This is a genomic window from Streptomyces sp. S.PNR 29, from assembly GCF_030386795.1.
Lineage (GTDB): Bacteria > Actinomycetota > Actinomycetes > Streptomycetales > Streptomycetaceae > Streptomyces.
Genome location: NZ_JANUQM010000025.1, coordinates 24,958 through 38,583 on the forward strand (window position 1 = coordinate 24,958; position 13,626 = coordinate 38,583).

General features: G+C 71.6%; 15 protein-coding genes and 1 pseudogene. 2 read left to right on the top strand and 14 right to left on the bottom strand.

All coding sequences use genetic code 11. The features are described from left to right. Positions 1–7 precede the first annotated feature (7 nt). From NW895_RS40310 to NW895_RS40330, 5 genes are all read right to left on the bottom strand, one after another. On the bottom strand, positions 8–583 hold the full coding sequence (locus NW895_RS40310; RefSeq protein WP_289942167.1) for a hypothetical protein: 576 nt from the start codon (positions 581–583) through the stop codon (positions 8–10). A gap of 2 nt (positions 584–585) precedes the next feature. After that, complete coding sequence (locus NW895_RS40315) at positions 586–1,623, bottom strand: LLM class flavin-dependent oxidoreductase (RefSeq protein WP_289942188.1); 1,038 nt, start codon at positions 1,621–1,623, stop codon at positions 586–588. Positions 1,624–1,693: 70 nt separating this feature from the next. After that, entirely contained in the window at positions 1,694–3,205 is a 1,512-nt protein-coding gene (locus NW895_RS40320; protein ID WP_289942168.1) for a metallophosphoesterase, read from the bottom strand. A gap of 134 nt (positions 3,206–3,339) precedes the next feature. Then, on the bottom strand, positions 3,340–4,182 hold the full coding sequence (locus tag NW895_RS40325; protein ID WP_289942169.1) for an NmrA family NAD(P)-binding protein: 843 nt from the start codon (positions 4,180–4,182) through the stop codon (positions 3,340–3,342). Then, entirely contained in the window at positions 4,179–4,607 is a 429-nt protein-coding gene (locus NW895_RS40330; RefSeq protein WP_289942170.1) for a nuclear transport factor 2 family protein, read from the bottom strand. The genes NW895_RS40325 and NW895_RS40330 overlap by 4 nt, the downstream gene beginning before the upstream one ends. A gap of 89 nt (positions 4,608–4,696) precedes the next feature. On the opposite strand from NW895_RS40330, the gene NW895_RS40335 reads away from it, so the two are divergent. After that, positions 4,697–5,305 carry a TetR/AcrR family transcriptional regulator gene (locus tag NW895_RS40335; protein WP_289942171.1) on the top strand — a complete coding sequence of 203 codons (609 nt, stop codon included), beginning with the start codon at positions 4,697–4,699 and terminating at the stop codon, positions 5,303–5,305. A gap of 35 nt (positions 5,306–5,340) precedes the next feature. On the opposite strand, the gene NW895_RS40340 is transcribed toward NW895_RS40335, so the two are convergent. The 3 genes from NW895_RS40340 to NW895_RS40350 form a co-directional block, all read right to left on the bottom strand. Next, positions 5,341–5,979, bottom strand: coding sequence for a pyridoxamine 5'-phosphate oxidase family protein (locus tag NW895_RS40340; RefSeq protein ID WP_289942172.1), 639 nt, complete (start codon positions 5,977–5,979; stop codon positions 5,341–5,343). 155 nt (positions 5,980–6,134) lie between these two features. After that, positions 6,135–6,890: a dienelactone hydrolase family protein gene (locus NW895_RS40345; RefSeq protein WP_289942173.1), complete on the bottom strand. Its 756-nt coding sequence runs from the start codon at positions 6,888–6,890 to the stop codon at positions 6,135–6,137. A gap of 147 nt (positions 6,891–7,037) precedes the next feature. Continuing rightward, on the bottom strand, positions 7,038–7,658 hold the full coding sequence (locus NW895_RS40350) for an L-threonylcarbamoyladenylate synthase (protein ID WP_289942174.1): 621 nt from the start codon (positions 7,656–7,658) through the stop codon (positions 7,038–7,040). A 222-nt stretch (positions 7,659–7,880) separates the two neighbouring features. On the opposite strand from NW895_RS40350, the gene NW895_RS40355 reads away from it, so the two are divergent. Then, positions 7,881–9,413: a helix-turn-helix domain-containing protein gene (locus tag NW895_RS40355; protein WP_289942175.1), complete on the top strand. Its 1,533-nt coding sequence runs from the start codon at positions 7,881–7,883 to the stop codon at positions 9,411–9,413. Positions 9,414–9,559: 146 nt separating this feature from the next. On the opposite strand, the gene NW895_RS40360 is transcribed toward NW895_RS40355, so the two are convergent. From NW895_RS40360 to NW895_RS40385, 6 genes and pseudogenes are all read right to left on the bottom strand, one after another. Beyond that, positions 9,560–10,783, bottom strand: coding sequence for a cytochrome P450 (locus NW895_RS40360; protein WP_289942176.1), 1,224 nt, complete (start codon positions 10,781–10,783; stop codon positions 9,560–9,562). Then, a complete protein-coding gene (locus NW895_RS40365) occupies positions 10,780–12,018 on the bottom strand; it encodes a cytochrome P450 (protein WP_289942179.1) in 1,239 nt (412 codons plus the stop codon). Before NW895_RS40365 ends, NW895_RS40360 begins: the two co-directional genes overlap by 4 nt. Beyond that, a complete protein-coding gene (locus NW895_RS40370) occupies positions 12,015–12,623 on the bottom strand; it encodes an ATP/GTP-binding protein (protein ID WP_289942180.1) in 609 nt (202 codons plus the stop codon). The genes NW895_RS40365 and NW895_RS40370 overlap by 4 nt, the downstream gene beginning before the upstream one ends. Then, positions 12,595–12,957, bottom strand: coding sequence for a DUF742 domain-containing protein (locus NW895_RS40375; RefSeq protein WP_289942181.1), 363 nt, complete (start codon positions 12,955–12,957; stop codon positions 12,595–12,597). Before NW895_RS40375 ends, NW895_RS40370 begins: the two co-directional genes overlap by 29 nt. Then, positions 12,954–13,376, bottom strand: a complete 423-nt coding sequence (locus NW895_RS40380; RefSeq protein WP_289942182.1) for a roadblock/LC7 domain-containing protein — start codon at positions 13,374–13,376, stop codon at positions 12,954–12,956. Before NW895_RS40380 ends, NW895_RS40375 begins: the two co-directional genes overlap by 4 nt. Beyond that, positions 13,373–13,626 (bottom strand): annotated as a pseudogene (locus tag NW895_RS40385) (protein kinase); the annotation flags it as partial. The gene NW895_RS40380 and the pseudogene NW895_RS40385, both read right to left, overlap by 4 nt.

The window sequence follows — 13,626 nt, forward strand, 5'->3', positions numbered from 1 at the left end:
CGACCGGTCATGGTCGGACGCTGTCGCCGGGCGTGACCGGCCGAGGCCAGGCGGGCTCCGCACGGGTCACGAACGGACGGCCGTCCTTCGGCAGGAACACGACGAACTCGCGGGCGCCGTGGACCACGCGCGCCAGCCCCAGCCGCTCGTCCGCGCGCACCACGGCTTCGATCGGTTCACCGACCTCGACGATCCGGTCGACCTGCCCGTAGTGCCGTACCAGGTCCTTCGCCGGTCCGTTGATCCAGAGTGTGACGTCGGCCCCCTGCCACAGTGCCGCCAGCAGCTCCTCACGCAGCCGTCCGGGCACCGCGCCCCGGACCCGGTGGTGCAGGCGTTCCTGGACCCCCGGTTCGGTGGGAGCCTCGGCCGCCAGCTGCCGGCACCGGGGACAGGCCGTCTCCCGGGCCGGACTGAACGGACTCCGGTACACCGTGAGCCGGTCCCGGGGGATGCCGCACAGCGTGCGGCCCGCGGTCAGCCCGTGCCCCACGCCCGGAGCGTCGGTCTCCTCGCACGCGGTGAAGAACGCGGGCACGCGCGCGGAGGCGAAGCTCCAACCCCGCTGATCGGACGTCGACATGGTCAGCGGCCCCCCGCTGCGGGCCGCCAGCCCAGCGCCGGTCCGAGCTTGGTGGCCATATCGGTGAGGATCTGAACGTAGTCGTCGTGCTCGAAGGTGAACGGCAGCGCGAACGCCACCTCGTCGACCTCCCGGAACGCGGCGTGCGCGGACAGCTGTTCGGCGAGCTCCGCCGAGGTGCCGACCAGGTCCGGCGCGAACAGCAGCCGCGCCGGGCCCTGCGGAGACGTCGTGCGGGGCAGGCGTCCCGCCGCGTACTCCTCGTACTTCGCGCGCTGTTCGGGAGAGGCGGAGTCGGTGGGGATGACGACCAGGCCCTGGGAGACGCGGGCGGCCTCGCCGTCGGGGTGGTGCGCGCGGAAGGCGCGGATCTGCGAGAGCTGGATCTCAGCGAAGTCCGCGGTCCCCTCCGGCTCTTCGGCCTTCACGACACTGCTGGTGAGGAGGTTCATGCCATGTTCGGCTGCCCACCGCGCCGAGCGCAGACTGCCGCCGCCGTACCACAAGCGGCGGCCAAGCCCCGGGGAGTGCGGCTGCACCCGGTCGGAGAACACCTCAATGCCTTCGACTCCGCTGAAGTCGCTGGCCGGCTTGCCCCGCACCAGGTCCAGCAGCCGCTCCACCCGCCCATAGCCAAAATCCTCCGCGTCGGCCGTGCCCGGGTACAGCGCGTCCCTGACCTGCTCGAAGTGGGCCGGAGGGCCGACGCTCACCCCCGGGTTGAGGCGGCCCCCGGACAGGATGTCGACCGTCGCCAGGTCCTCGGCCAGCCGCAGCGGGTTCTCCCAGCCGAGGGGGGTGACAGCGGTGCCGAGTTCGATGCGGCGGGTGCGCTGCGAGGCCGCGGCCAGGACGGCCACGGGGGAGGAGATGCCGTACTGCAGATGGCGGTGGCGGAGCCAGGCGCTGTCGAAACCCAACTCCTCGCCCAGCTCGATCAGTTCGAGCGTGGACTCGTGGCCCCGGCGCGGGTCCGCCTCGTCGAAGAGCCCGATCGTCAGAAAGCCCAGCTTGCGCAAGGGTCGTTCGGTGGGCGGCACGGGCTCCTCCATGGTTCCTCGGTCCTGTCGTACGGCAGTGCCAACCGGACGCCGGACGACGGTGTTCCCGTCACTCCTGCGGGACCAGGGGAATCGTCACCTCGTCCTCGACGGGCGGGGCGAGTTCCTGCGCGCGGTTGCCGGTGGCCGCGTGGCAGCGCAGCCGGATGGCGTCCGGGCTGACGTCCAGGCGCAGGAAGCACTTGAAGAACGGCGGGCTGTACGTCGCCGAGCTGGGCGAGAACAGCTGCGTGTAGACCTTGCGTACGGGCAGCCGGAAGCGTGCCTTGCGGTCGGGGCGGCGGCCGGTGCCGAGCAGCGAGGCGACCAGCCGTGTGCGCCGGGTGACCCGGGCGCCGGCGCCCGGAGCACGGGCCGGGGTGATGCCGAGGCGTTGGGCGATCACGGCCGTCGCCTCCGCCTCGGTGAGGGTGAACAAGCGGCGCAGGCGCAGCCGCCGCCCGTAGAGCCTGCTGTAGAAGGCGAGGGAGTCGCCGCGCAGGGGATAGCAGCGGAAGTCCCGTTCGGTGACGTTCGCGACCGAGACGCGGGGGATGGTGTGGGTGGCGTGCATGAACGCCCCGCCGCCGCCCGAGACGACGTACTGGATGATGCGGCCGTCCACGTCCACCGGGTAACGCTGGTAGTTGTGGATGTCGCCGCCGATCGCCGCGACGTAGTGGTGGTCCGGGTCGCGGACGATGTCGTCGACGGTGCCACCGCCGTCGATGGGGCACGGATGGTGCTCGCCGTCCACGTAGAGGGGCGAACCGGTGACGAGGATCTTCGGACGGGGCCCCTTCGACACCTCGCGCAGCCATGCGCCCTGCTCGGCGTCGAGGGTCCCCAGCAGTCCGGTGTCGATGCCGATGATCCGTATCGGCCCGGCGTCGATCGCCCAGTACGGGCCCGGCTGGACAGCCTGCTGGGCGGGCGAGGACCGCAGCTTGCGGTCCTCGTCGAGGTGCCTGCCGTCGTCCGGGCGCGGCCGGTGCCACAGCAGGGACCGCAGCCAGGCCCGGGTGAGGGGGCGCGGCCCGGGCTCGGGCGTGAGGGGCGGGGCGTCGTCGCAGAAGACGCGCATGAAACCGCCGAGGTCCTCGTACCAGTCGTGGTTGCCGGGGATGGCGTAGATGGGCGCCTGGTAGTCCTGGTACGGGCGGAAGAACTTCGTGCCGTAGTCGTCGGCGCTGCCGACCGGGTAGATCACATCGCTGGCGAGGACGGCGAACCGCGTGTCCTGACCCACCTTCAGGAAGCCCGGCACGACGGCGTACTGCGGGTCGTCGCCTTCCCCGGTGTCACCGATGACCAGGAAGGAGAACCGGTCCGGATCGTCGCGCCGGATCAGCTTGTCGGCGGGTGCGCCGGCCGCCGCCCGCTGCGCCACCCAGCGGCCACGGGTGCGGCCCGTGGGGTCACCGAGCCAGGAGGCCAGCACGCCGTTGCGGGCGGCCCACAGCATTCTCGGATCGAGCCAGGAGATCTTCTCGGTCCGGCGCGGCATGAGCCGCGTGTACGCGCCACGTTCCGCGGTGCCCCAGCCCGCGCCTTCGGCGGTATCGCGTGAGGAGTCAGACACCCGGGCACCGTAACAACGGTGCAGGGCAGGGCGAGAGAGCGGGGGTATCGCGGGCGACCTCGCGAAGCGCGCCGTCGTACCGGCGCACTGCGACGCCTGGACCCACTTCGACACAGTGCGCCCCGCGGTGCCCTCTACGGGACTGCCGTCTGCTCCACGTGCGCGCGGAAGCTGCGCGGCCGACGGCCGGTGACGCGGAGGACGGTGTCGGTGGTGCGGTCCTCGGCTCCTTCGGCGATGGCCCGGTCCATGCCGGCGAGCATGGCCGCGAACTCGGGCGGCATCGTCCGGGCCAGATGGTCGCGCATCTGCTCGTAGGTCAGCTGCCGGTGGGTGACCGCGCGCCCGGTCACCTCACTGAGGACGGTCGCGACTTCGCTGTGACTGAGCGTCTCCGGACCGGTGATGACCAGGTCGGAATCGGGAGCCTGGACATCGGTCAGCGCGTGGACGGCGACGGCCGCGATGTCGTCGGCGTCGACGAAGGCCACGCGCCCCTCGCCCGCCGCGGTCAGGAGCACCCCTTCCTTGCGGATGCTCTGGGCGTGCAGGTGGTCGCCGGTGAAGTTCTGCATGAACCACGACGGTCGCAGCACTGCCCACTCGTCGAACAGGGCCGGCAGCGCCTGGTGCACCTGGCCGACGGCCGGGCCTCCGGCGGGGATCGCCGAAGAACTGAGCAGTACGGCGCGCCGCACTCCGGACGCACGGGCCTGCTCCAGGAAGGGGAGCATGATGTCGGCCGGGGCCGCGGAGGTCAGGGGCGGGACGAGGTAGACGCGGTCCGTGCCGCTCAGGGCCGGTTCGTAGGTCGTGCGGTCGTACCAGTCGAAGCGGACACTCGACCCGCCGTGGACGTGCGCGGTGCGTCGGCAGGCCGCCTTGACCCGGTGCCCTCGGGCGGCGAGACCCCGGGCCACACGGCTGCCGGTGGTGCCGGTGGCCCCGATGACCAGGGCGGTGACAGGCGTGGTCATCGGCCCCTCCGCGTGAAGTCGGCCGCGCCGTCCTGGGGGAGGGCGAGCGGGTTCCAGTAGTCGCGGTAATGAGTGATGCGGCCGTTCGCGACCGACACCACTGCGATGTAGGTCATGTCGAAGGGGTCCTGGCTGCGGACCAGTCGCCCCACTCCGCGCATCTCGACCACGATCGTCCCCGGATCTCCGGTCTGGTGGATCTTCAGGTCGGGGAAGTCGTGGAGTTCGATGTGATCGGGATAGCCGCGCATGTAGTCGGAGACTGCTGCTTTGCCCTCCAGTCGCCTCGGCCACCCTTCGGGAGCGAAGGGGAACTCGAAGACACCGTCGTCGTCCCATAGATCGACCCAGGCGGGGATGTCCTTGTCGAGCAACAACCGCAGGCTGTGACGGTACAGGTCCGCCGGTTGCGTGGGCGTGGTCATGCGGGCTCCTTCCGATACGATACGGACCCCGGGTCCGGTTAGCGAACGATACGGACCCTGGGTCCGTTTACGCAAACTGGAGGAACGCCGTGCCCGAACGCAAGCCCCGTGCGGACGCCGTACGCAACCGCGAGGCCGTTCTCGCGGCCGCCGACCGGCTCTTCGCCGGCTGCGACAGGCCCGAGCAGGTGACCATGGCGGACATCGCGGCCGCAGCCGGCGTCGGTAAAGCGACTCTCTTCCGCGGCTTCACCGACCGCACCGGTCTGATCCGCGCGCTCTACGAAACCCGGCTCGAACCGATTCGCCAGGCCATCGCGAACGGCCCGCGCCCGCTCGGCCCCACCACCCCGCCGATGGAGCGAGCCCTCGCGCTGCTCGATGCGATCCTGTGCTTCAAACTCGACCATCGGCACCTGTCCCTCGCACTGGAAGGAACGGGAAGCGACAGCCCTTACAGTGCGGAGCACTACGGCTGGTGGCACGACACGCTGCGCCGGATGCTGGAGCAACTTCCCCGATTCAAGGGCAGCGACTTTGCCGCGCACGCACTGCTCGCGGCCGTCCGCGCCGATCTCGTCGACCACCTCGTCGACCGGCGGCACATGTCTCGCGAACAACTGCGGGCGGAACTGGCCGCCTTCGCGACCCGGGTCCTGACTGACTCCAGCCCCCACGGGCCGAATGCCGAGGACTGAGCACTACTCGATAGGCGGCCGGGCGGAGCACCAAGTCAGCCGCTCCGCGTCTGGGCCGCGGCTCCGAAGTAGTCGCCACCCTTGCGCTTGACGTCGTCGGTGCCCCACGCCTGCTCGTCGTCGGTGCCTTGCCGCAGCGGTGCGCTGACCAGCCGCGGTATGTGTTTCGAGCAGTGGATGTATGCCTCGTCGACCGCCACTTCCACCCACATCTGGGGACGGCGGCCGGGCACCGGATCGATGGGGAGACCGGGATACCTCTGCCGCATCCGCTCATCAGCGACCAGCTGGGCACGGCCGTTGACATGCAGGCCGATGCGGTCCCGGGAGAAGTCGATCATCAGGATGCCGACGTGTGGGTTCTCCCGGATGTTGCCGAGGGACGCCATGACTCCGTTGCCCCGGTATTCCGGGTACGCCAGAGTCATGTCGTCCAGTATCTGCAGAAACCCGGGTGGGCCGGCCCTGAAGGTGCTGTCGCACTCGCCGCGGTTGTCCGCCGTGGCGAGGAAGAACATCTCCTGACGGCTCACGAACTCCTTCATCCGAGGGTTCAGCCGGTCGAGCACCTGCTCGTCGTAGAACCGGTCGGCTCGGCTTTCGGTGCCCAACTCACGCTGAAGGCGGTGCTCGCCGTGGCTTCCGGGCAGACCTGCCCGCTCGTCGTGGTCCAACGTTCCTCCCGGGATTTCCGTAAGGCACCAGTTCGTTGAGGCGCTCAGGCGAGCACGGCTTGAGACGGGGATGGCTCTGACCGTACACCTGATGCGGTCGGTGCCTCCGATGCCCTCGGTAACCCTGATGCCGTCTGCACCCCGGATGCGGTCTGTCAGAAAGTCCGCCCCAGAAGGTCGAGCAGAGCCGCCCAGTGCCGCTCGTCCGCCTCCTTGTCGTACGCGGCGGTGTCGGCCTGCGTGTAACCGTGCGCCGCACCGGTGTACACCTCGCAACGGTGGCGGACGCCCGCCGCCGTCAGCGCGTTCTCAAGGCGCTCGATCTGCTCCGGGGGCAGGGAGTGGTCCTGATCGGCGTGGCCGAAGTACAGCTCGGCGGTGACACGGCCGGCCACCAGATGCGGGCTGTCCGGCCCGTCGGTCGCCAGCCGCCCGCCGTGGAAGCCGGCCGCCGCGGCGACCCGGTCCGGATAGGTACCGGCGGTGAGCAGGGCGAGCCGGGCGCCCATGCAGTAGCCGGTCAGCGCGACCGGACCGTCGGCGGCCACCGGGCTGTCGGCCAGCCACCTCAGGTAGGCACCGGCGTCCCGCATCGCGAGCTCAGTCGTCAGGGACTGGATGATCGGTCCGATGCTCTCGAAGATCTCCGGACGCGCCGCCGGATCGATGAACTCGGGCAGTTCGACCACGGGTGCACGCCCGTGACGGTAGAACACATTGGGCACCAGCACGGTGTAGCCGGCGCCGGCCAGCCGGTCGGCCATCGACCGCAGGTACGGGCGCAGGCCGAAGGCGTCCATGTAGAGCAGGACCGCCGGATGCGGGCTTCCGTCACCGGGATGCGCCAGATACGCGTCGGCGGTGCCGTCCTCGGTGGGGATGTCGACAGCGGTTCCCTGTACGGCGGTCATGGCTGGGGCTGCCTCTCTGTGGAAGTGTCGTCCGGCGACCCGCCCGCAGGACCAAGCGGATCTTCGTCATCGTGACACGCCCGGTCAGGGGCACATCCCGCGCCCCTCTGCCCCTGACCGCGCCGTGAACGACCCTTGGTGAACGCGTTACTCGAAGCGTGACGTGTCGCCCGCTCCCTTCCGTACGATCTCGGCCTCCCCACCGGAGAAGTCGATGACCGTCGTCGGCTCGGTGCCACAGTCCCCGGAATCGATCACCGCGTCCAGGACGTGGTCGAGCCGGTCCTTGATCTCCCAGCCCTGCGTCATCGGCTCCTCCTCGCCCGGCAGCAGCAGCGTGCTGGACAGCAGCGGCTCGCCGAGTTCCGCGAGCAGGGCCTGGGTGACGACGTGGTCGGGAATGCGCACGCCGACGGTCTTCTTCTTCGGGTGCTGCAGCATGCGCGGCACCTCCTTGGTCGCGGGCAGGATGAACGTGTAGCTGCCGGGCGTCGACGCCTTGATCGCCCGGAAGACGTCGTTGTCGATCCGTACGAACTGGCCGAGCTGCGCGAAGTCCTGGCAGACGAGGGTGAAGTGGTGCCTGTCGTCCAGCTGGCGGATCGTCCGGATGCGGTCGATGCCGTCGCGGCTGCCCAGACGGCAGCCCAGCGCGTAACAGGAGTCCGTCGGGTACGCGATGAGCGCGTCCGAGCGGATGCTGTCGGCGACCTGGGCGATGCTGCGCGGCTGCGGGTTGTCGGGGTGCACGTCGTAGTACTTCGCCATCCGCCGAGCTTATGCCGCCCGCGTGCGAGGGCCGCGCAGGCGGGGGTGGATGCCGTGGGGGCCTTGTGACGGTCCCGCCACGAGCGGGTCTGCGAGGTGCTGGGAGAGGCACCGTCGAACGAGCGGCGGGCGGGGCCTGCGCGGGCTTCGGCGCACACGCAGGTGAGGTAACGTCCCCGACCGGTGGCCGAGGACGACGCGAGGAACGAGGAGACGGCCGAGGTGGCTGGCCGAGAGGACGGGACACGGCACGCGGGCGTGCCGGACGACGGACAGGCGTCGTGGGCCCAGGAGCTGCTGGAGCACCTGCGGCCGACCGGACGCGACCTGCGCAGGGTCGTCTCCTGGCTCGCCGGCACGGTGGAGGCGGCGGTGTCCTTGCAGGACGGCGACGGCGCCGTCCTCGCCGGGCGGCGGATCCCGCTGGACGAGCAGCTCGTCGCCGAGATCACCGCCGGCCGGATCGCCTCCGCCGCGTGCGAGGACCGGGGACGGCACGTGCGCCTCGTCAAAGTGGGCCGCCACCACCCGGCGCAGGCCGCGGTGCTGGCGGTGTCCCGCGAAACGCCCTTCGACCGGCGTGCCTCCGACATCGTCACGCACACCGCCCAGGTGGCCGAGCTTCTGCTGGCCGCACGCGAAACCACCGCGGCCGGACGCCGTCTGGAGCGGGCGACGTCCGATCTGCGGCTGGCGATCCTGCAACTGCTGATGGTGGAGGACACCGTCTCGGCGCGCCGGGTCGCCGCCGGACTCTGGCCGGGCCTGCTCGATACCGACACGGCGTGCGTCTACGTCCTCGAGGGGAGCCCCGAGGAACGGGACCGCATCGCCGAGGAGTGCCTGGACGTCACGGGCGAGCAGGCCCTGGTCGTGCGCTGCCCGGCCGTCGACGGCCACGTGATCGTCGTGACGCCCCGGGACACCGCGGGCGACGAACTCCGGTCACTGATCGGCCGGCGCCAGGACACCTTCATCGGCGGCAGCGTCCGGCAGAGCCTGGCCCGGACCGCCACCGCGTACGGGCAGGCCGTCAGCGCCCTGGCCGTCGCGCACTTCCGCCCCGACAAGGCGGCCGTGTACGCCGAGCGCACCCACCCCGAGCGCCTGATGGACCCGGCGGCGCTGCGCGGCTGGTCGGCCCATGTCCTCAGCCCGCTCGACGCGCTGCCGCACCACACCCGCGCCGAACTGCTCGCCACCACCCGGCTCGGCCTGGAGTTCACCGCCGTCAACGCGGCCAAGGTCCTCGGCGTCAGCCGCAATACGGTCCGCGCCCGTATGGAACGCGTCGAGGGCCTGCTGCGCACGGACTTCGCCGACCTCACGTTGCGCGCCGTCGTCCACCTCGCGCTCAGCTCCCAGGCCGCGCTCCAGGACGACCCGGCCCGAACCGGCGCCGGGCAGCCGGTCCCCCCGCACCTCGCCGACCTCCTGGCCGGACCCGCGCTGCGCGTCTGGGCGCACGCCCTGCTGGGCCGCCTGGACGCGGACGCCCGCCCCCTGCGCCGCACCCTGCGCACCTGGATCGCCGCCGGCGGCAACGCCGAACGGGCGGCGCAGGCCCTGGGTGTCCACGCGCAGACCGTGCGCGAGCACGTCCGCAGCGCGGAACCGGTCCTCGAACGCCAACTGCTCGCCGCCGGCAGCGACCTGTACGAGGTCGTCGTCGCCCATCTCGCAGTGGGGGACCTCGAACAGCCCGTCCTCCCGGGGACGAAATCGGGCCATCCGGACTCAGCTGTGCACGGGTGAGCCCTCCTGCCCCCACAGCGGGCATCGACGCGATTCACAACCACACCGGCGTGGACGTAAGTTCGACGCATCGCAGGGGCACGACCGGAACGGGGGACCGGTCGCGCCCCTGCCGTCGTTGTGGCAGGACAGCGGCAAGCGTCGGCTCAGCCGTGCGGCCGTACCGGAATCTCCTGCCAGCCGAACGCGATGAACGACGGCACCTGCCGCAGCCCCTCGGCGCCGACGGCGAGCCGCAGAGCGGGGAACCGGTCGAACAGCGCGGGCAGCGCCGTGAGGGCCTCCACGCGGGCGAGCGGCGCGCCGATGCACCGGTGGACGCCGATGCCGAACGCCATGTGGTCCTCGGCCCCTCGTGACGCGTCGAAGACGTCCGCGTCGGGCCCGTAGTGCGCGGGATCCAGCCCTGCGGCGGCGTACGTCGTGATGATGGCGTCGCCGGCTGGGATGGTGACGTCCCCGACGGTGAGGTCGGTGACCGCGAAGCGCAGCGGCAGCGAGGCGATCGACGGGTGCACCCGGAGCGTCTCGTCGACCACGGCGTCCCAGCCGATCTCCCCGGACCGCACGGCCGCCAGCTGCTCGGGGCGCTGCAGCAGGGCGACGACGGCGTTGCCGATGAGGTTGACGGTGGTCTCGAAACCGGCCCCGATGACGAGCAGCAGTGTGTACAGCAGCTCCTCGTCGCTGAGCCGGTCGCCGTCCTCGTCCCGCACCCGGATCAGCTCGGTGGTCAGGTCGTCGCCGGGGTGCTCACGCTTGTGGGCGATGAGCGCGGGCAGCACCGTGCCGATCTGCTGCTGCACGAACGCGGCGTGTTCCGGGCTCGGGTCGGAGGTGTCCATGATGGCCGCGATGAGCCGCGCGGTGTCCCCGTGCAGTTCCTCGGGCACGCCGAACAGCTCGCAGATGAACCGCATCGGCAGGGGGTGGGCGAACCCCTCACGGAGATCCACCACGCCGTCCTGGGCTTCGAGGGCGTCGAGCAGCTCCGCCGTGATCGCCTCGACCCGGGGGCGCATCGCCTCGGTGCGCCGGTGCGTGAAACTCGGCGCCACGAGTTTCCGCAGCCTCGTGTGGTCGGGACCGTACGAGGAGAGCATGTTCACCACGCCCACCCAGCCCATGATCCAGCCCCAGGACGGGTGTTCGCCGACCTCCGGCCACAGTTTCCAGTGCCGGCGTGGGTCTTTGCTCACCCGGGGGTCGAGTATCAGCTCCTTGAGGACGTCGTAGCCGGTGGGTGCCCAGGCGGGGATGCCGCCGGGCAGCTCCACGGGCACGATCGGGCCGAGGGCGCGCAGCCGGGCGCTCTCGCCCGGGATGTCGGCGCCGAGCGGGTCGAGGGCGATGCGGTCGGTGACGGTCACGACGGACCTCCTGGCTGGTCGGGTGAGCGGGGGCTGAAACGGACGGGCAGCGCGGTGAGCGAGCGGTGGAAGGGCCCGGGCCGCCAGGTGAGCCGCTCACGGGGCAGGACGGGTTCGAGGTCGGGCAGCCACTGGGTGAGCCGTTCGATCGCCTCGGTGACGATCAGCAGCGTGTGCTGCTTGACCGGGCAGGCGTGCGGGCCCGCCGACCAGGACAGGTGCGAGGCGTCACCCGGGCGGAGCGTCCCGCCGCTCGCATGCTCGGCGGAGTCGGCGAGCGCCCCGTAGGAGATCACCACCGGTACGGCGGCCCGGATCCACACACCATGGAGGGTGACGGGCGTGCGGGCGAAGTGGATGCCGTAGTTCGCCAGCGGTGTCTCGTGGTGCAGCACCTCCACCACGGCGTCCATCACGGGGCGGGCGCCGCTGGTCAGCGTCGAGTAGTAGGCCGGGTTGCCCAGCACCCTCGACAGCGCGTTAGACACGAGGTTCGCGGTCGGCTCGTGGCCCGCGCCGAGGGTGAGGAACACCTGCCAGGTGACCTCCTCGGCGGTCAGTCCGGCCGGGTGTTCCAGCAGCCAGCTGGGCAGGTCGTCGCCGCGCTGCTCGGTCTTGGCGGCGATCAGCTCCAGCACGTACCCGGCGAACTCCGCCTCGCCCTCGGCCGCGTGCGCGCCGCCCTCGATCAGCTTGCCCACCGCCGCGTTCAGCCGGTCACTGTGGCTGTCCGGCAGCCCGAACAGGCTGTTGAACACCAGCGTCATCAGGGGCCGCGCGAACTCGGTCACCAGATCGGCCTCGCCCTTGGGCCCGATCCGGCTCACCAGCCGGCGCACCGCCCGGTGCACCCGCGCCCTGAGGTCGTGCGGCTCGACCAGGTCGAAGGCGTCGATCAGCGCCGTGCGGTAGCGGACGTGGGCGTCACCGTCGGCGAACAGGGTGTTGGGCCGCCAGCGCATCATGCCCAGCACCGGCGAGTCGTCGGGGACGGTGGACTCCCACGGTCGGGGGTCGTGCGAGAAGGTCTCGGTGTCGTGCAGCAGGTCCAGCGCGGCCCGCCGGTCCGTGACGACGTACGCAGCGATGCCCGGCGCCAGCTCCGCCCAGCCGATCGGGCCCTGGGCGCGCAGAGCGGCGTAGTAGCGGTACGGATCCCGTGCGAAGCCGTCCTCCCACAGCCGTACCGGCGCCGAGAGGGAGAAGGCCTGCTGGGAGGGCGTGTCGGTGGTCACCGGTGCTCCGGGGGGTGGCGGTCGATCAGGTGCTGGACCAGCGCGAGCAGCGCGTCGATGGAGGAGTCGGCCTCGCGCGCGTCGCACGTCACCATCGGCGTCGCGGGTTCCAGGTCCAGTGCGGCGCGCAGTTGCCGGTCGGTGTAGTGGCGCGGCGCGTCGGGGAAGGCGTTGAAGGCGACCGCGTACGGCAGCCCTGTCTCCTCCACCAGCCCGAGCACGTCGAAGGACGCGTCGATCCGGCGGGTGTCGACCAGCACGAGCGCGCCGAGAGCCCCGTAGGCGATGTCGTCCCACAGGGAGCGGAAGCGTTCCTGCCCGGGCGTGCCGAACAGGTAGAGCACGATCCCACCGGGCAGGCTGATCCGGCCGAAGTCGATGGCGACCGTCGTCGTCGCCTTGTCCCGCACCCCGGCGAGGTCGTCCACCTGCGCGGACTCCTCGCTGAGGGGTTCCTCGGTGTGCAGCGGCCGGATCTCGGACACCGAGTCGATCAGGGTCGTCTTGCCCACCCCGAAGGGCCCGGCGACCAGGATCTTCACCAAGTCGCGGGCGGTGTCGGGCAGGTGGATGTGGTCAGCTGCGCTTAAGGGCGCGGAGGCCATCGGCCACTCTCTTCAGCAGGTCGGGGTCGAAGCGTTCGGCGGGCGGAATCGGCGGACGGGAGAGCACCAGGCCGCGGTCCACGAGACCGGCGGCCAGGACGCGCACCGCGGAGACCGGCAGTCTGAGCAGGGCCGCGGCCTCCACCACCGTCAGCGAGCCGCCTTCCAGGGCGTCCAGCAGGGCGAGTTGGGCGGCGGGCAGTCCCTCGGGCACCTCCTCGCCGCTGACGGTGAGCACCGACAGCCGCTCCAGGTGGGGGCGGCTGGGCCGGGCCACTCCGCCGGTGGCGAGGTACGCGGGGACCAGGGGGCGGCCGCCACGGCGGGCGGTCATGCCGGCGTGGTGTCGTCGGCTCCTCGGGGCGCGGCGGCCATCGCCTTCTCGCCCATCCGCGCCACCTGCGAGTGGACCCGGTGCGCGAGCAGGTCCAGGCGCACCTCGGGGTCCCCGTACGCGCCCACGCAGGTGCCGTGGTCGGTCGGCACGATGAGCACATATCCGTGGTCCGACTCGATGACGACCTGCCGTACCTCGGCGGTGTCCCGGTCGGCGAACGCGGCGGCCGCGGTCCGGCACGCCCCCTGCACGGTGCTGGTGATGGCGGCCACCCGCTCGGCCGACGGCCGCGACAGCGCGTCGGTGTAGCCCGTCACGAGCCCGTCCCTGGTCAGCAGGACGGCGGCGACGACGTGTGGCACCTGCAGGATCGGTTCGAGCACCCACGCCGTGTCGCCCGTATCGCGGCTGGTCATCGAGCCGCTCCCCCCTCGTGGTCGTTCTGGACGGTGTCGTCCTCTGCTTCTTCGGTCACTGGTTCTTCGGTGTGCTCCCGCCCGTGGATGGGTCCGGACGCGTCAGTTTCGGCCCTGGCGGCGGAGCGCGCGGCGGCGGTCCCGGACTGCAGTGCGCCGAGCGCGGCGGCGGCCTCCTCGGGACGCCGCGGCGGGCGGTGCGCGGGTGGCTCGGCCGGGGCGGCCGGGGCGGTGGCCCGGCCGCGGCGCC